This is a genomic window from Streptomyces sp. NPDC056835, from assembly GCF_042789485.1.
GTDB lineage: Bacteria > Actinomycetota > Actinomycetes > Streptomycetales > Streptomycetaceae > Streptomyces.
In genome coordinates, this window is the sequence record NZ_JBHUBB010000001.1 from 11,732 (window position 1) to 26,857 (window position 15,126).

Genomic DNA, 15,126 nt, shown 5'->3' on the forward strand with positions numbered 1-15,126 from the left:
CACCATATCAGGTGACGAAGGTCACTCTTGGTGGCCTGTCGCTGGGCGGGCTGGGAGGCCGCCCCCGCGCGCGTCGGGGGTCGCAGGCGCAGGGGCGGCCGGCCTTGGGGTCAACGCAGTGCTTGGGCGACGCGCTGGCCCAACCTCTCGTCGTGGAGGGTGCCGACCGTTCGCCAGGCAGCGTCGGAGACTTCTTCGGCCTGGAGTTCGCCGATGTCGGCGGTGGTGCGGAAGAGGAAGCGGAAGTCGAAGTGCTGGTGGGCGGGCTCACCCTTGGCGGGGTTGGCGTCGATGGGGTGGATGTCGATGTGGAGCGGAGTCTCACCGTGCGGGGTGACGACGTGGGGCGGGATGCCGGTCTCCTCTGCGAGTTCGCGGCCGGCGGCCTGCAGGAGCGTCTCGTCCGAGGGCTCCAGATGACCGCCGGGCAAAAGCCACTTCTGGGTCACGTTGTGGAGAATGTGCAGGATGCGGCCGTCGGGGCCGACGAGGACGGCCCCTGCGGTGACGTGGCCGGGCAGAGTCTTGCGGTTGGTGAGATCGTCGCCGTCGTCCAAGAGACCGAGGACGACGCCGAGTTCGCGCTTGTCCTCGGGGTGTTCGTCGAGGTAGGTGGCAATAGTGGTGCGGATGTGGTTGGCCGTGATGGTCATGGTGATCACCTGTTGAAGTAGGAGAGCCAGGTCGCCGCGATGGCTTCGCGGTCGGGTGCGGGGACCTTATGGATGCCGGGGGCGAGGTCGCCGCGGGTGAGCATCCTGATCGCGGCGAGGATCTCGGCCTGGACCAGGAAGATGAACGGCCCAACGCTGGCGCCGTGGATGAAGTTGACGGCGTTGCCGCCGTTCGCCAGATAGAAGTAGTGGCCGGTGGTCTGGTAGCGGGTGACGTGGTCGCCGACCTGGGTGCGGGTGTAGACGTCGGGGAGTCCGGCGAGGTCGAGTTCGTCCTCGCTGCTGGTGACGGTGGCGACGTAGGCGCCGTTGCGCAGGTGGGAGAAGTCCTCGCCGTGCAGGGAGACGGCGCCGGTCGCGCAGAGGACCAGGCCGGCGCCGGTCAGGGCGGCTTCGCGGTCGCGTGCGACGGCGAAGCCCTGGGAGAGGGCCTGGGTGCGGCGGACGGGGTCGATGTCGAAGACGGTGACCTGGACGCCCTTGGCATGCAGGAGCCGGGCGATCGAGCTGCCGAGCTTGCCGAAGCCGATCACCAGGGCGGGGCGGCCATGGAGGATGTCACCGCGATCGCGCATGACGGCCTCGGTGGAAAAGACGACCGACTGGCCGACGAGGAAATCCTCGGGGTCCTTCAACGGGGAGCGGGCGACGGAGACGACGGGGCAGGGCAGTTTGTCGAGGTCCTCGTAGCGGCGGTGCCCGTTCTCGGTGTCCTCGATCACCCCGGCGAGCTGGCCGGTGAACCGGCTGTGGACCTCGGCGAGGCTGGGGGCGAAGTAGCCGCCGACGTCCAGCAGGGTGACCGTCTGGTCGGCGGCACGGGATTCGAAGTAGTCCAGAGCGTAGTCGGCCTGGGCGAACATTTCGCGGGTGAGGGTGTCGACCATGTGCGTCTGCTCGACCTCGCGCTTCGCGGCCGGGTGGACGGACTTCGGCTTGGGCAGCACCGCGGTGAGCCGGGTCATCGCGGCGACAGCGCGGACGAACGCGGGACGCTCGGCCAGCAGGTGCGTGATGAGGAACGACGCCGTCTCCTCACCCGGGGCGAACTGGGCGGCGATCCGGGCGAAGTAGGCGTCCAGCCGGGCGCGTTCGAAGGTTTCCATGGCAGTTCCCTCTCATCCGTTCCGTCCGGGGGTCGTGCGAGGAGATGCGGGTTCAGCGAGTGCGGGCGCGTCCGAACAGCAGCCGGTCGGCTGCGAGCGCTGCATCCAGGTAGGCGTCGACCTTGGCGGCGCCAGCGGACTGCGGCAGGGGGTCCAGCCCGAGTAGGAGGATTGCCTCACCGCTGCGGGCGACCTGTTCGGTCCAGGACCGACGGGTGGGCAGCCGCAGCCGCCGGGAGGCGCCGGGGAAGTGCACCAGCACCTGGTCGCCGACGATCTGCAGGCAGCGCTCCAGTTCCGGGATGACCTCCCGGGCCCCGGCCAGGCCGCCCAGGCCGGCGGACAGCCGCCGCATCCGGGCCTCGGTCGTCTCAGCGGTGCCCGAGCCGGGCAGGGCCGGGGTGTGGGTGATCAGGATGTGCGCGATCTCGCGGCCGTCCGGGCGGGTGCCGGGCCAGGTCCAGGCTGCGAGCGACACCAGCAGCCGCAGCTCAGGGCCGGGCGGAGTGAGCAGGACGCTCATGCTGTCGTGCCTCCCGTGGCCTTGAAGCAGGACCAGACGATCTTCCCGGCCGGAGCGCGGTCCTCGACTCCCCAGCCGTCGGCAAGCGCGTTCACCAGGATCAGCCCGCGTCCGGAGGTGTCCGTGCCGGCGGCCTGTCGGGCTTCCGGGTGCTGGCGGCGGCTGTCGTGCACTTCCAGGCATACGACATCCTCGTCGGCGTTGAGCTTGACCAGGAAGCCGTGTCCGGGGGCAGTGCCGTGGACCAGGGCGTTGGTGGCGAGTTCGGAGACGCAGAGCCGGATGTCCTCGGCGCGGTCCGGCAGACCCCAGTCGGCCAGGGCCTCAGAGGTGAAGGACCGTGCCTGGCCGACCGACTCGGGCCGCGCGTCGAAGAACTGCTGGGTCGTCTTGGTCATCACGGTGGTCCTCATGACTCGGCGTCCAGGACGCGGGTGGTGCCGGGGTGACGGCGGCGGACGGAACCGCTGCGGGAGATGGAGTGGTGGGCCGTGCGGGGCTTGCGGACCAGCAGCAGCCGCGAGCCGACCGCCTCGATCCGCCGCCCGCGTTCAGCGGCTATGGCCTTCGGCCCCAGGTGCGACATGGCCGGGGCGATGACGCCGTAGACGTCCGGCAGCGCGAGCACGTCCAGTAGCCCGGTGAACGCCGCTGAGGCGGGCCCGGCGGACGCGTCGCGGTCGGTGAAGACGCCGGACAATTGCAGTTCGTGGCTGCGGCAGTACTCGGCGAGCGAGGCGACCAGGGCGTCCTGCCGCGCTTGGGAGACCCGCACCAGCCGCAGGAAGCCGTAAACGACCGGGCCGCTGACCGGGCGATGCTCCGTGAGGGGTTCCATGCTCAGGACCGTCCAAAAGACTCGACAAGTGATGACGCTCTGATCGTGGCGTCCGGCCAACTCGCGGCCAATCACCGGCCGTTCTACTTCCGTTCCACTTCCGTCCTGCCGACTGCACGGATCTGCTTCGATGACCGGTGGAAGGGAGTGACGCGTGGCGACCGTGCACCACTGGACCGGCCTGGAGGCCAGGGCCCTGCGGCTCGCCCTGCGACTGAGCGTGCGGGCCTTCGCCCAGCAGCTCGGCCTGGCCGTCGCGACCGTTTCCAAGTGGGAGAGCAAGCTCGCTGACACCGAGCCCAGACCCGACACCCAGGCCATCCTCGACACCGCCCTCGGCCGCGCGGACGCCGCTGTCCACCTGCGGTTCGAAACGCTCCTGTCCGAGATGACCAGCCCGGTGCAGAACGCCGGCCGACGCCGCGTCACCGCCTCCGGCCCCCGGGCCTGGGAGTACGAGTCCTGGGCCGACGACCTCGACCGCGTCGTGGTCGCCCTGTCCCGGCAGAACTTCGCCTTCGCCGACAGCCTCCTCACCCGGTGGCTGAGCCGGTTCAAGGCCCCCGAGCTGGACGAGAAGGGCCTGTATCTCTTCGCCCGCTCCACCGCCCTGCTCGGCGATCTCAAGCGCGACCAGGGCGTTGTCCTGGGCCCGCTGTCCGCCCAGCACTCCTATGCCGGCGCCCGCGCGGCCTTTACCCAGCTCGACATCCCCCGCCGCGTCGCCCAGCTCGACTTGGCCCTCGCGGTCGTCACCGAGATGTCCGGGAAGCTGGAGATCGCCGCCCGCAACTACGAGACGCTCGCCGTCGATGAACGGCTCTCCCGCCGCGACCGGGCCCGCGCGAGGCTGTGGGTGGGGACCGCGCTGAGCAAGGACGGCCAGCACGACTATGCGACCCGCGTCATGCAGGTGGCGACCCGCGACTTCGAGGACCTCACCGAACCGGACGACTGGTCGGTGGCCCACCAGAAACTCGCCCTCGCCCGCCGCGGCGCCGGCGACCTTACCCGGGCCCTGCACTTCATCGACATCGCCCGCAGCAGCGGGACGCCCGACTCACCGATGCAACGCGTGCGACTGGACACCGCTCATGGCCACATCCTGCTCTCCGATGCGGCGACCCAGGATGATGGACTCCTCGTCCTCGACCAGGCCGCCAAGGTGGCCGCGCAGTACGGACTTGTGCACCAACTGCGCAGTATCGAGGGCATCAAGGCCATGAGCGAGGGGCCGGTCGGCCCCCGGCAACGATGAACCAGGGAGAAACGCGTGAGCAACGACCAGCAGGGCATCACCGAGGACCAGTGGCGCCAGGCCAAGCTGATCTGGAACTACCACCAGATGCAGCACGAGCTGCGGCCCGTCGACGTGGCGATCGGGCTGGGCAGCCACGACCTCGGCGTCGCGGCCCACTCCGCCGAGCTGTACCGCTCCGGGCTCTTCCCGACCCTGGTGTTCACCGGCGGCAACAGTCCCACCACCGCCAAGGTCTTCCCGCGCGGGGAGGCCGTCCACTTCCGCGAGCACGCCATCGACCTCGGCGTCCCTGCCGAGGCGATCCTGCTGGAACCGAACGCGGGCAACACCGGACAGAACATCACCCTCTCGCGGGAGGTCCTCGTCGCCGCAGGCATCACCCCGGCGTCGGTGCTGCTGGTCTCCAAGCCCTATATGGAAAGGCGGTCGTTCGCGACCGCCCGCAAGCTGTGGCCCGACGTCGAGATCCTCTGCGCGTCGGAGCCGCTGGAGTTCGACGACTATCTGAAGTCCATCGGCGACGAGAAACTCGTCTTGGACATGCTCGTCGGCGACCTCCAGCGGGTCATCGAGTATCCAAAGCTCGGATTCGCCATCGAGCAGGAGGTCCCGGAGGACGTGCATGCAGCGTACGAGTCCCTCATCCGCGACGGCTTCACCAGCCGCCTCATCAACCCCTGACCTGCCCGAGCCGGGCGGGTTGTGTGCCATCCACCAGCCGAATTTCCTGCCCCGGCTGACCACGCTGGCCAAGCTGTTCGCGGCGGACTACTGGATCGTCCTGGACGACGTGCAGTTCACCCGCCGCGACTACCAGCACCGAGCCCGCCTTGCGAACCTCGACGACCCCGCCGGTCAGCAGTGGCTTACCATCCCCACCCGCCTGCCGAGCGGACGGCCCACCCTCATCCGCGACGCCGTGATCGACGACCCGGACCTGGCCCGCCGCAGGACCGAGGGGATGCTGCGGCAGCACTATGGGGCCAGCCCTCACTGGCGCGCCCTCGCCGAGGCGCTGGATCCGGTGCTGGATGCATTCGACACCGGCAAGACCGCGACGGTTGCCGAGACCTCCACCCGCGTCCTGCTGGACCTGTTGGGCTGGGAGGGCCAGGTCCTCACCAGCAGCCGTCTGTCGGCCCGGCCGGGCCGCTCCGTCCGGCTCGCGGACCTTTCCGCGGCGACCGGCGCCCGCGCGTATCTGTGCGGGACCGGTGGCATGACCTATCTCGACCCCGCCCCGTTCACGGTTCAGAACATCGCCGTGGCCTCGTTCCGGCCGCCCACCACCGGCATCTGGTCCTCCGGCCGCCGCCTCAGTGCCCTGTGGGCCTTGGCCACCCTGGGCCCGAACGCCGTAGCAGGCCGCCTCCGGGCACTCGCCGCCCACCGCGGCCGGCTCCAGATGGCAGCCGCCCCCTCCTCATGGAGGGGGGCGTACCACCGAACGTGGCCCTGGCAAGACTTCCGTGAAGCCGGGATGAGCCCCCGTGCGCCGGTAACACTCCGTCACCGGTAGTCGCAGTATCGGCGAGCGCCCCCTGGGCAGCGGTCCGCCTCAGTGATCCTCGACGATGAAGCAGGCCCGCTCGTAGAGTTCGTCGAACGTGATTACCTCGACGTCCTGGATGGATGTCCGGTATAGCTCGAAGGAGCTCATCTTCTCCGGGTTCACAGCGCCGTTGTGGGTGAACTCGCGCAGGCTCCCGATCACCACGACCTGTCGCGGGCGGGTGGTGGACAGTTCGGTGCCTGTCGGGGTGCCGTCTTCCTCGTAGATCCGGGTGAGGAACTGGCTGGAGATGAGCTGTTGGGCCTTGCTGGCCGTCTTTTGCACCTGCGCCACACCGCCGCCGAGTTCCTTGGATGCCTGGTAGACGCCCGCGCGGTACGGGGTCTTGGAGAGCAGTTCGGTGTCGTGGGTCTTGATCTCGCAGAAGAGCATGCTGCTGATCAGGCCCTTGGACCGCATGATGGCGTCGATGCGTTTCCCGGCTCCGCCGAAGATGTTGGCGCCGGTGGTGATGCGTTCCAGTTTGCCGTCGTTGATGGATTCGCAGGCGATGAGGTTGAGGCCGTAGCCGAATATCCACTGATTCGCCTCGAAGAACGCCTGCCAGACCGCCTCCGCCCCGCGTGTCGTTGCCAGGCTCTCCTCCTGCCGGAAGTAGTCCGGATCGGTCAGCAGTCGCTCGAACCTCTGGAGCTGTTCCTTGCGGTTGCTGATCAGCCGGATGTCCTCCTCTGTGAGCCCGCCGCCGATGGCTGTCCTGACCGCACCGAGAACCGTCGTCCGGTCCTGGCCGGTCAGCAGCTGTGCCAGTTGGGCCTCGTCGCCGGCCACGAGCTGGAGGGAACTGCCGGGTGTGCTCAGGTCAGTGCAGCCCTGGAGGAAGTTGATGACTTTCCAGAAGTTCTCGTGGACGTCCCCGGTGTCGACAAGCGCCTTGACGGCCCGCGTGGTCCCGGTCTCAGGCACTGTCTGCGTGGTGGAGACTTCCCCAGCCTTCTTCTTGTCCTTCTTCCAGAGCTTGATCCTCGGCGTGAAGGTGTCGCCCTTCTTGATGATGGTGACGCTGCACAGGGTCGCTACCTGCGGACGGTCGTCGAGGACGAAGTCGGTGATCATCCGGCTGGCGCGGGTGTCGTAGAGGTAGTGGAACCCGTTGCTGTCCTGCGAACCGCGGATCTCTAGGTCGGTGAAGTTCCTGCGGGTGACATCGAACTCGGTGGTGGAGAAGGGGAGCCGGATGCCTCGAACGGTGGGGGTGGCGGGCTCTGCGGCTTGGGTCCGCCAGTCCGGTGGGATGTTGGGCAGCGGACGGGTGTCGCCTTCGACCACGAGGTCCTGGACGTCGATGCGCCCGAGCTGGATGAGCACGGACCGCAGCGTCTGCCAAACCACCTCCTTCGCCTCCGGGGTGCAGTTGGGCAGAAGCTCGCGCTCCACCGTCAGGACCGCCTCGTAGGTGGCATCCGTCCAATTGTCACCAGGTATGGGATGGAAGAAGCCGCCGTCACGACGGAGGGTCAGGACCGCGGTGCGGAGCAGGTCGCGTGAGGTCTCCTCGCCAGCGCAGTCCAGGAGGCTGAAGGCCTGGCCGAGGACCAGGTCGAGCTTGCCCGTGTCCTCGTCCTCCAGCGGCAGCGGGACCAACGGGCCACTAGGCGGAACTCGTACCGGCTTATACAGGGGACGGCCCGAGAGGAACTCGTGCGCACGCAGACCCCATCCGTCCGGCGCCAGAAGCAGGTTCAGTTCCTGGACGTGTTTTGTGGCCTCCTCGACGTCAGCCGCCACTTCAGGGTGGACCACCCGTTCCAGAAAGCTGAGCAGCACCTCGTCCGGCCCGTCGGAGAGCTCCAAGCGGGAGTCCTCGAAGATCCAGTCGTCAGGCAGGTCATCGTTGTTGAACCGGTGCTGCTGGATATCGGCACGGACAGTCGGAAGCTGACTGTCGCCGACTGGAGTTCGGTCGTAGAGGCCCTCCAGGAACGTGACCTCGTCCAGTTCGCCCCACCAGGGGCGCGAGATCCCGCGCAGGTACTTGAAGATGTCACGCCGTGTCACCGCCGTGATGGTCGGCGGCTCCTTCGCTCTCGCGGGATCGGCCGAAGTCATGCGTCCAGGATGGATGGTTAGGCAGTAGGTCGCGGGATAATTGCGACTTTCACCTCGTCGAACACGCTGCCACCCACACTCGCTCCACCCGCACCGCCTCCAGGTGCGGAGACATAATCCGTACGAAGTCATCACATCCGCCGCGGGTCCCGCTACCCGTAACGGAGTGCTACCGGCACACGGGGGCACATCCCGGCTTCACGGAAATCTCGCCGGGACCCGAACGTCCCCAGTCGCATACGACTTCCTCGTGCACCATCGCGTACCGATGTCTGTGCTCAGCTGCACGATCCGAAGGGAGCTGAGCCGGGGCGGGCGGCGGGCAAACGCCGCACGTTGTCAGCTGCGGCAGCCTGCTCCCGTAGCTGTTCGATCTCCTGGTGCTGGGCGGCCAGCCGGGAGATCGCGAGGTTCTTGAAGGCCGTGAGCTCGGCGCGATCCGCGTCCCGTTCGACGACCCGTTCTTTCAGCTCGGCGACCTGAGCCTTCAACCTCTCGATCTGGGATGCCCTGGGGTCTGTGACGATCCCGGCTGCCTGGGCCTCCTTCACCCGCCGTTCGAACTCCTCCGCGAGGTGCTGATAGGGGCCGGGCCGTTCTCCCTTCGGATAGAAGCCCGTGCGAGTCACCCCTGCCTCGGCCGCCAAGGTCTTGAGATCGCACCCGCCACCTGGCGGGATCGCTCCGGCCAGCAGCCGGTCCATCGCCGCCTGGATCGCTGCTTCGTTCCGGGCGCGGGTCTCTGCTGTCAGGCGTCCCATCTCAGTCCTCCGTCCCGGCCGCGGGCGTCGGGTTCCCGCTGGCGGCGTCGATGTCCGCGAGGACCTTCTCCGCACGGATCAACTCCGCCTCCAGCCGGGCGCGTTCAGCCTTCTGCCCGCGCCCGAGCATCCCGATGAACACCTTGTTCTGCTCGACGGTCTTCTCCCAGACCGGGCGATGACGGGAGTGATGGGTGGCCTCCGGGCAGCGAGCCGAGTCGCACATGCCCATCAACGGCCGGTCTGCGGTCGGAGTCCCCGCGAGTTTCAGGCACAGTGCCTTGGCGGGGTCGGCGAACCAGCAGTAGTTCGCGGTCCCCAGGTGCAGGGTCTTGGCGCGTTTCGCGAGCATGCTGCGGACCTGCTGGTCGTTGATGATCACATTCGGTGCTGTCTGGAGCGCGTCGTCCAGCTTGCCATCCACACTCTGGAAGAACTCCAGCAGGTCACGGGCCCCATAACCGGACGGCTTGATCCCTGCGCGAACGTTCTCCCACTCCTCGGCGACGATGGCGAGGTTCCGCTTCTCCTCCTCCTTACCGACCTCTGCGAGGAATCGGGACTGGGATCCGCCGGGACGGTTCGCGTAGCCCTCGGTGGTGACCACCGACACATGCTTCAGGTGGATCTTCGCGGCGAGAGGGCCACCAGGTCGGTAGGCGAGTTCGACGGCGAGCGATCTTCTCAGCATTCGCAGATTCACCGGTCCGTCGGAGATCGGCGCGAGTCCGAGCCGCTGGCCGGACGGACTGTTCACCCAGCTGCGGAAGTGCTTGTAGGCGGAGGGGAACCCCGACACCGTGAACAGGTGCGGGCTGGAGGAGTCGTGCAGGCGCTCGGCCAGTTCGATCGCCTCGTAGACCTCCTCGGTCACCACCCATTCGTCGTCAGTGCCGCCGAGCCCTTGACCCTTGATCAGTTTGCCGCCGATCCGGAAGCGTCGCAGTCCCGGTAGGACTCCTGTGGTGGACGGCGGCACCCCATCAGGAGTTCAGCGAGCTCGCTGGCTCTCATTCCGCTAACGGCCGCCGTCAAGAGCAGGCAGGCCGACCGCATGCGCGCGACCAGAGGGCCCGCGTCCAGCTCGCCCAGCGGTGCCGTCCAGGGGACGGTTCCCTGGCCATCCGCCCTCGGAACGCGAACAGCGTCACGGCCGAACGGCGCCTCGACGCCGACCGCGGCCACGGCCCGCTCCAAGTCCTCGCGCAGAAAGTGCACCCAGGGCAGCGGGAAGCTGCCGATGCCGGCGTCCCTGGCCACGGCGGAGAAATTGACCGGCAGCAATGGGTCAGTGGAGGCGAAGGTGCCGTTGTTGCGTCGCCGTGCGATCTGGTGGGAAGGCAGCCGGTCCGGGGGCCTGCCCTCGGAGATGCGGTGCTCGATGGAGGCAAGGAGAGCGTCTCGGGTCGGAGCGTCCAGCGGGCACTGGGCGGCCCCAGGCGTGCCGTCCGTCTTCGTTGTTCGCCTCCTTCCGCTGTCGTAGACGGGTCTCGCCAGAGCGGCGCGCTCTCGGCGAGCCTCGGAGACCTGGCCGACGAGCTCGACCACATGCGGGCCGAGGGCCTGCACCAGGTAGAGGCAGGCTGCCAGCAAGGGCTGGAGGACTTCCGGAGAAACCACAGGGGTCGAGTTCTCCCCGTTGGCCGGCCGCTTCCTTCCTGCCACGAGTGATCCCAGCTGGCCGTTGAACGGCCGGAGCCCGCCGGCGAACCGGTCAGTGGTGAACAACTCGTTGTAGCGGACCACGTCGGCGATCGTCTGGGCGGCAGCGGCGGCCACACTTTCCTGACGGCCCACGACCTTGCCGTCCTTGTTCCGGCGCTGGGCTCGCTCCATGACGAACGCGGAGCACAGCTGGTCGGTCACCTCGTGCAGCGCGGTGACGCCCTGTTCCGTGAGCCAGTTCAGCCATCTGACCAGTGCATCGAACTTGAGGGCGCAGGTGGCCAGGGTCCGAGGGATTCGGTTCGCCTGGGCGAGCGTCCGTACCCGTTCGTGGTCCGGCGCCATGAGCGCGAGCAGCCGTGACGACCTCGCCGCGTTCAAGGCGGGCTGGATCGAGCAGGTCTACGCCCACCGTGTGAACCCTGCCACGTAACTCACCTCCCGATCAGGCTCCGGGGCGGGCCGGTATCTCTCGCCCGCCCCTGACGCCTCCAGCCGACCGGAGCCCCCATGAGCCGGAATCCCAGCGCCGAACTCCTCGACAACCTGTTCACCGTGGCCGGCCAGTCCACCGCCGTACGGGAGGAGGTGCGCGTGTGGTCCATGTCCGGAGTCGAGCGTGTGACGTTCCCCGACGGCACCACGGCCATCTTCAAGTACGCCAAGAGGCCGTTCGACAGCGAGGACCAGGCCCTCCGCCTGGCCCACACCCTCGGCGTTCCCGTCCCCCAGGTCCACGCCTCCGCCGTTCTGGACGGCTGGCTCGGCATGCTCATGGAGGACCTCGGGCCATCTGTCCGCGAGGCCGATGACCTGGACGGTGTCGCCGCGGCTGTGGTCCTGCACGGCACCCGTACGGCTTCCCCCTTGCCCGTCCTCGACAAGGAGCGGTTGCGCATGCTGCCGGCCCGGGCGCTGGAGCATCTCGAACGGCTGCGCAAGGCCGACCGGTGGCAGGACGCCGACGACATCGAGGACGCGCTCGACCGGATCGCCCAGGCCGCCGACGCCCGCTCGGCCGGAGCGACGCTGGCGCCCTTCGGCTGGGCGCACTCCGAGTTCCACCCCACCAGCCTCCACATCGGTAAGCACGGCTGGAGGCTGCTCGACTTCGCCCGCGCCTTCACTGGTCCCGGCCTGCTCGACCTCGCCAGCTGGCACGGCACCATCGAGCCTCCCCACCCCGTGCGCCTGCGCGTCTTCCTGGAGCGGTACGTCACCGCCGGCGGCACCCCCGACGCCCTCGCCCCGCGCGGCGGGCTCACCGCCGAGAACTGGGCCCTGGGCTGGCACCGCATGTGGGCCGTCGAGTGGTTCGTGGAGCAGTCCATCCGCTGGATCAACGACCCGGCCACCGACCCCGCCTACCTCAAGGCCGTCCGCCGCCACCTCACCGATGTCCTCCACCTCCTGGAGATCTGACGTGCTCGCCCAGGCTTCCCCATGGCACACCCACGCCTTCCAGCGCACCGCCGCCCAGCTCGCCGAACCCCTGGCCGTACCCGCCCGGATGGAGTGGACCACGAGGCCCGGCCAAGGTCCCGGCGCCGAGATCCTCGGGCCCGACCTGTGCGGCGAGCGGCTTCTAGAACTCGGTTGCGGCCCCGGCCACAACGCCGCCAACCTCGCCACCCGCCACGGGGCTCACGTCACCGGCGTCGACCTGGTTGGCCTCCAGGTTCGACGCGCCCGCTCCCACTACGGACGGCTGAACAACCTCACCTGAACACCTGGCCGCGGCCCGGGCGTGGGCGGGGCGGCTGCTCGACGTGCGGACTGGTGCGACCGCTGCTCCGGGCGGAACCGAAGCAGTCTGACGCGAATCCGTGGCAGAAGAATCGATGCCCTCGCCACGACTCATGGCGAGGGCATCTGACGGGATCAGCGGTGCCGACCGCGTTCTTCGGGCCTTACGTTCCCTGGTGCGGCCGGCTTTTGTGGCGCGGCTGACCTGGACGAGGTGCCGCCGACGGTGCTTCGCCTGCGCGCTGCTTGCACGCGCCTGTTCGGATCGGCGGTGACGCGCCACATCAGCGCCGGAGAGGTCTGCCAGCACGGGCTCGCTGGTCTGCTGGCAGCCGGTCCGCAGGTGGAGGAGCGCCTGCTCAGCTGCGGCGGCCTGCTGCTGGTGGCCACGCTGTGCGTGCCAGTTGGCGGCGGCGCGGGCCAGGTGGAGGGCGGCAAAGATGAGGGCGCTCGACGGAACGCTCCGATCGGGGCGCCCTTACGCGTCCTTGTCCAGGCGGATCACGGCCGCGGGGCAGCGGGCTGCCGCGTCGAGTACCGCCTCGCGCTGCTCGGACGGGGGGGACCTCGTCGAGTACGACGACCACGCCGTCGTCGTCCTGGTCGAACACCTCAGGGGCGGCCAGCACACAGACCCCCGCCGCCACGCACTTCTCGGTCTCGGTGTGAATACGCATCAGAGCACCTTTTCCCAGGTCACGAGGCGCGTTGCGCACCCCGCACACGATCACGTCGTTCTTGAGAGCCACGAAGTCCGGTCAGGACACCGGGCGCAGCCCGTTCAGTGGGCCGCGGGCAGTACCTCGTCCCAGGCGACCGGGAGCGCGGCGGGCCCGGTCACCACGGTGTCGGTCTTGAATTCGATCTGTTCGAAGGGAACGGCCAGCCGCAGGCTGGGGATCCGGCGCAGCAGTGTTTCGAGCACGGTCTTCAGTTCGAGCCGGGCCAGTTGCTGGCCGGCGCACTGGTGCGGGCCGTGGCCGAATCCGATGTGCCGGCCGGCCTCGCGGGTCACGTCGAGCCGGTCGGCCTCCGGGAACTGCTCCGGGTCGTGATTGGCGGACTGGATGGCGGCGATGACGAACTCGCCTGCCGCGACGGGCTGTCCGCCGATCTCGGTGTCGCGGGCGACCTCCCGCATGATGCCCACCCCGACACCGAGGAACCGCACCAGTTCCTCCACCGCGCCCGGCACCAGCCCGGGGTCGTTTCGCAGGGCCGTGAGCTGGTCGGGGTGGTGCAGGAGTGCCAGCACGCCGTAACTGATCATGCTGGCCGTGGTGTCGAAGCCCGCGACGAGCAGACCCGCCGCCGTCATGACCAACTCGGTGTCGGTGAACGGCTGGTCGCCGCGGTCGCCCCGTTCGATCAGGTTGCTGAGGATGTCACCACCGGGCTCACGTCGCCGCCGGGGCACGAGGGTGTACAGGTAGTCGAAGAGCGCATCGAATGCGGCGGCCTTCTCCTCCGGGTCGGCGGTCGCGGTGAAGAGCGCGGCCCCCGCCCTCTGGAACAGCGTGTGGTCGGTGGCGGGAACTCCCAGCAGTTCGGCGATGACGGTGGAGGTGAGCGGTACGGCGAACTGCTGGTAGAGGTCCACCGGCGGGGCCGATTCGCCGAGCGCGTCCAGCCGTTCGTCCACGATCCGCTGCACCGTGGGGCGGAGCCGTTCGATGCGTTTGACCATGGAGAGTTCGGGCCCCAGGATCCGGCGGAACCGCAGGTGATCGGCCCCGTCCATCCGGGAGAACGCGCCCTCCGTCACGGGCGCGTCGGGCGGCATGTCGGCGAGGATGTGGGCCGCCTGTCCCGAACGGTTGCTGAAGCGCTCCGGATCGCCGAGTACGTCGCGTACGTCGGCGTAGCGAGTGACGAGCCACGCCTCGATGCCCGTGGGGCCGACAACCCGCGCTACGGGGAGGTCTGTCCTGAACCGGGCGACCTCGGGCGCCGGCCGGAAGGGGCATTCCTGTTCGCGTGGCAGCGGCAGCGGGAGCGGAGCCTCGGCGCCGGAGAGGGTGTGGTGAGCGGAAACAGCCATGGCATTCCCGTCGGTCGTGGGGGTATTCATGCACGACATGAAAAATGTCTGCGGCAGACAAATTAGCACCCGTGACGGCGCTCCGCGCGAGACCGCTGAAGATGGCCGGATCAGTTGCGGCGGGGAAGGCCCGGGGGTACTTTGCGGCGATGCGTCATCCCGAGGAAAGGTCTGGGCTGTTCGTGAGGACGAATGTCCCGGAGACGGCGGGGCTGCGGGAACGGAAGAAGCTGCTCACGCGCCGGGCGCTGATGGAAGCGGCGACCGGGCTGTATGAGCGGAAGGGTTTTCACGCGACGTCCTTGGAGGACATCGCCGCGGTGGTGAATGTCTCGCCCCGGACCCTGACCCGCTACTTCGGCTCGAAGGAAGGCGTGATTCTGGGGTACGAGGACGACGACAACGCCGCCTTGCTGCGTGAACTCGCCGCGCGCCCGGCCGCGGAATCCCCGCTGGAGGCACTGCGGGCCGCCACCCTCGCCGTGATCGACGGCAGTTCAGGAGAGGACGGCGAGCGCTATCTGCGAGTCCAGCGCTTGATCATGGCCAACCCGCCCCTGCTGGCCAAAAGCCTGGAACGGACCACGGAGCAGTGCCACGTGCTGGCGGGTGTGCTCGCCGGACGCATGGGAGTGGACCCCGACACGGACATGTACCCGCGGCTGGTCGTCGGAGTGGTCGGGGCGGCGGTGCAGACCGCGAAAGAGCGCTGGCTGCGCGTGCCGGGCGAGCCGGCGGAGCGGTTGACGGATTTGTTCCGGGAGGCCCTCGACCTTCTGGGGCCATGGCCCGCTCCACCGGCGAAGGCTGCCTCGTAGGTACGGGCGACCTGGACGGGCTGTAGGGCAGGGCTGCTGTCCGCCCCGTCCCGAGCCCCGTGAGGTGTCCG

15 protein-coding genes and 3 pseudogenes are annotated in these 15,126 nt (G+C 68.8%); 6 read left to right on the forward strand and 12 right to left on the reverse strand.

What is annotated here, in order from left to right; all coding sequences use genetic code 11:
• Window positions 1-110 precede the first annotated feature (110 nt).
• The 5 genes from ACFRMN_RS00055 to ACFRMN_RS00075 are packed head-to-tail and all read right to left on the reverse strand — an operon-like array spanning window position 111 to window position 3,141.
• Window positions 111-653, reverse strand: coding sequence for an NUDIX hydrolase (locus ACFRMN_RS00055; protein WP_383010806.1), 543 nt, complete (start codon window positions 651-653; stop codon window positions 111-113).
• A 5-nt stretch (window positions 654-658) separates the two neighbouring features.
• Window positions 659-1,780: an adenosylhomocysteinase gene (locus tag ACFRMN_RS00060; protein ID WP_383010809.1), complete on the reverse strand. Its 1,122-nt coding sequence runs from the start codon at window positions 1,778-1,780 to the stop codon at window positions 659-661.
• Window positions 1,781-1,832: 52 nt separating this feature from the next.
• Window positions 1,833-2,303 carry a hypothetical protein gene (locus tag ACFRMN_RS00065; RefSeq protein WP_383010812.1) on the reverse strand — a complete coding sequence of 157 codons (471 nt, stop codon included), beginning with the start codon at window positions 2,301-2,303 and terminating at the stop codon, window positions 1,833-1,835.
• Window positions 2,300-2,701, reverse strand: coding sequence for an ATP-binding protein (locus tag ACFRMN_RS00070; RefSeq protein WP_383010815.1), 402 nt, complete (start codon window positions 2,699-2,701; stop codon window positions 2,300-2,302). Before ACFRMN_RS00070 ends, ACFRMN_RS00065 begins: the two co-directional genes overlap by 4 nt.
• 11 nt (window positions 2,702-2,712) lie before the next feature.
• Window positions 2,713-3,141, reverse strand: coding sequence for a hypothetical protein (locus ACFRMN_RS00075; RefSeq protein ID WP_383010818.1), 429 nt, complete (start codon window positions 3,139-3,141; stop codon window positions 2,713-2,715).
• 154 nt (window positions 3,142-3,295) lie between these two features.
• On the opposite strand from ACFRMN_RS00075, the gene ACFRMN_RS00080 reads away from it, so the two are divergent.
• From ACFRMN_RS00080 to ACFRMN_RS00090, 3 genes are read left to right on the forward strand one after another with little or no spacing between them, the layout of a single operon-like run.
• Complete coding sequence (locus ACFRMN_RS00080) at window positions 3,296-4,399, forward strand: hypothetical protein (protein WP_383010821.1); 1,104 nt, start codon at window positions 3,296-3,298, stop codon at window positions 4,397-4,399.
• Between the two features lie 15 nt (window positions 4,400-4,414).
• A complete protein-coding gene (locus ACFRMN_RS00085; protein WP_383010824.1) occupies window positions 4,415-5,083 on the forward strand; it encodes a YdcF family protein in 669 nt (222 codons plus the stop codon).
• A complete protein-coding gene (locus ACFRMN_RS00090; RefSeq protein WP_383010827.1) occupies window positions 5,025-5,921 on the forward strand; it encodes a WbqC family protein in 897 nt (298 codons plus the stop codon). The genes ACFRMN_RS00085 and ACFRMN_RS00090 overlap by 59 nt, the downstream gene beginning before the upstream one ends.
• Window positions 5,922-5,960: 39 nt before the next feature.
• Here ACFRMN_RS00090 and ACFRMN_RS00095 read toward each other — a convergent pair whose 3' ends face one another.
• The 4 genes from ACFRMN_RS00095 to ACFRMN_RS00110 form a co-directional block, all read right to left on the reverse strand.
• A complete protein-coding gene (locus tag ACFRMN_RS00095) occupies window positions 5,961-8,024 on the reverse strand; it encodes a Shedu anti-phage system protein SduA domain-containing protein (protein WP_383010830.1) in 2,064 nt (687 codons plus the stop codon).
• Window positions 8,025-8,302: 278 nt separating this feature from the next.
• The gene (locus tag ACFRMN_RS00100) at window positions 8,303-8,785 is read right to left on the reverse strand and encodes a hypothetical protein (RefSeq protein WP_383010833.1); all 483 of its coding nucleotides are present in this window, start codon (window positions 8,783-8,785) and stop codon (window positions 8,303-8,305) included.
• A 1-nt stretch (window position 8,786) separates the two neighbouring features.
• Window positions 8,787-9,659 (reverse strand): hypothetical protein, encoded by an 873-nt coding sequence (locus tag ACFRMN_RS00105; RefSeq protein ID WP_383010836.1) that lies wholly within the window; start codon window positions 9,657-9,659, stop codon window positions 8,787-8,789.
• A gap of 41 nt (window positions 9,660-9,700) precedes the next feature.
• Window positions 9,701-10,795 (reverse strand): hypothetical protein, encoded by a 1,095-nt coding sequence (locus ACFRMN_RS00110; RefSeq protein ID WP_383012057.1) that lies wholly within the window; start codon window positions 10,793-10,795, stop codon window positions 9,701-9,703.
• A gap of 165 nt (window positions 10,796-10,960) precedes the next feature.
• Here ACFRMN_RS00110 and ACFRMN_RS00115 point away from each other — a divergent pair, with 165 nt between their 5' ends.
• The gene (locus tag ACFRMN_RS00115) at window positions 10,961-11,872 is read left to right on the forward strand and encodes a phosphotransferase family protein (protein WP_383010839.1); all 912 of its coding nucleotides are present in this window, start codon (window positions 10,961-10,963) and stop codon (window positions 11,870-11,872) included.
• A gap of 1 nt (window position 11,873) precedes the next feature.
• Window positions 11,874-12,173, forward strand: a pseudogene (locus tag ACFRMN_RS00120) (class I SAM-dependent methyltransferase); the annotation flags it as partial.
• A 158-nt stretch (window positions 12,174-12,331) separates the two neighbouring features.
• On the opposite strand, the pseudogene ACFRMN_RS00125 reads toward ACFRMN_RS00120, so the two are convergent.
• The 3 genes and pseudogenes from ACFRMN_RS00125 to ACFRMN_RS00135 form a co-directional block, all read right to left on the reverse strand.
• Window positions 12,332-12,644, reverse strand: a pseudogene (locus ACFRMN_RS00125) (hypothetical protein); the annotation flags it as partial.
• Window positions 12,645-12,674: 30 nt separating this feature from the next.
• Window positions 12,675-12,873, reverse strand: a pseudogene (locus ACFRMN_RS00130) (ferredoxin).
• 104 nt (window positions 12,874-12,977) lie between these two features.
• Window positions 12,978-14,237, reverse strand: coding sequence for a cytochrome P450 (locus ACFRMN_RS00135; RefSeq protein ID WP_383010842.1), 1,260 nt, complete (start codon window positions 14,235-14,237; stop codon window positions 12,978-12,980).
• A gap of 182 nt (window positions 14,238-14,419) precedes the next feature.
• On the opposite strand from ACFRMN_RS00135, the gene ACFRMN_RS00140 reads away from it, so the two are divergent.
• Window positions 14,420-15,055: a TetR/AcrR family transcriptional regulator gene (locus ACFRMN_RS00140; protein WP_383010845.1), complete on the forward strand. Its 636-nt coding sequence runs from the start codon at window positions 14,420-14,422 to the stop codon at window positions 15,053-15,055.
• The last annotated feature ends 71 nt before the right edge of the window (window positions 15,056-15,126 follow it).

Bases quoted from the DNA above. Each gene is read 5' to 3' on its own strand.
- ACFRMN_RS00065 (WP_383010812.1), bottom strand. From the start codon at position 2,303: ATGAGCGTCCTGCTCACTCCGCCCGGCCCTGAGCTGCGGCTGCTGGTG.
- ACFRMN_RS00075 (WP_383010818.1), bottom strand. From the start codon at position 3,141: ATGGAACCCCTCACGGAGCATCGCCCGGTCAGCGGCCCGGTCGTTTAC.
- ACFRMN_RS00060 (WP_383010809.1), bottom strand. From the start codon at position 1,780: ATGGAAACCTTCGAACGCGCCCGGCTGGACGCCTACTTCGCCCGGATC.
- ACFRMN_RS00115 (WP_383010839.1), top strand. From the start codon at position 10,961: ATGAGCCGGAATCCCAGCGCCGAACTCCTCGACAACCTGTTCACCGTG.
- ACFRMN_RS00095 (WP_383010830.1), bottom strand. From the start codon at position 8,024: ATGACTTCGGCCGATCCCGCGAGAGCGAAGGAGCCGCCGACCATCACG.
- ACFRMN_RS00070 (WP_383010815.1), bottom strand. From the start codon at position 2,701: ATGACCAAGACGACCCAGCAGTTCTTCGACGCGCGGCCCGAGTCGGTC.
- ACFRMN_RS00110 (WP_383012057.1), bottom strand. From the start codon at position 10,795: ATGGCGCCGGACCACGAACGGGTACGGACGCTCGCCCAGGCGAACCGA.
- ACFRMN_RS00100 (WP_383010833.1), bottom strand. From the start codon at position 8,785: ATGGGACGCCTGACAGCAGAGACCCGCGCCCGGAACGAAGCAGCGATC.
- ACFRMN_RS00055 (WP_383010806.1), bottom strand. From the start codon at position 653: ATGACCATCACGGCCAACCACATCCGCACCACTATTGCCACCTACCTC.
- ACFRMN_RS00090 (WP_383010827.1), top strand. From the start codon at position 5,025: ATGCAGCGTACGAGTCCCTCATCCGCGACGGCTTCACCAGCCGCCTCA.
- ACFRMN_RS00135 (WP_383010842.1), bottom strand. From the start codon at position 14,237: ATGGCTGTTTCCGCTCACCACACCCTCTCCGGCGCCGAGGCTCCGCTC.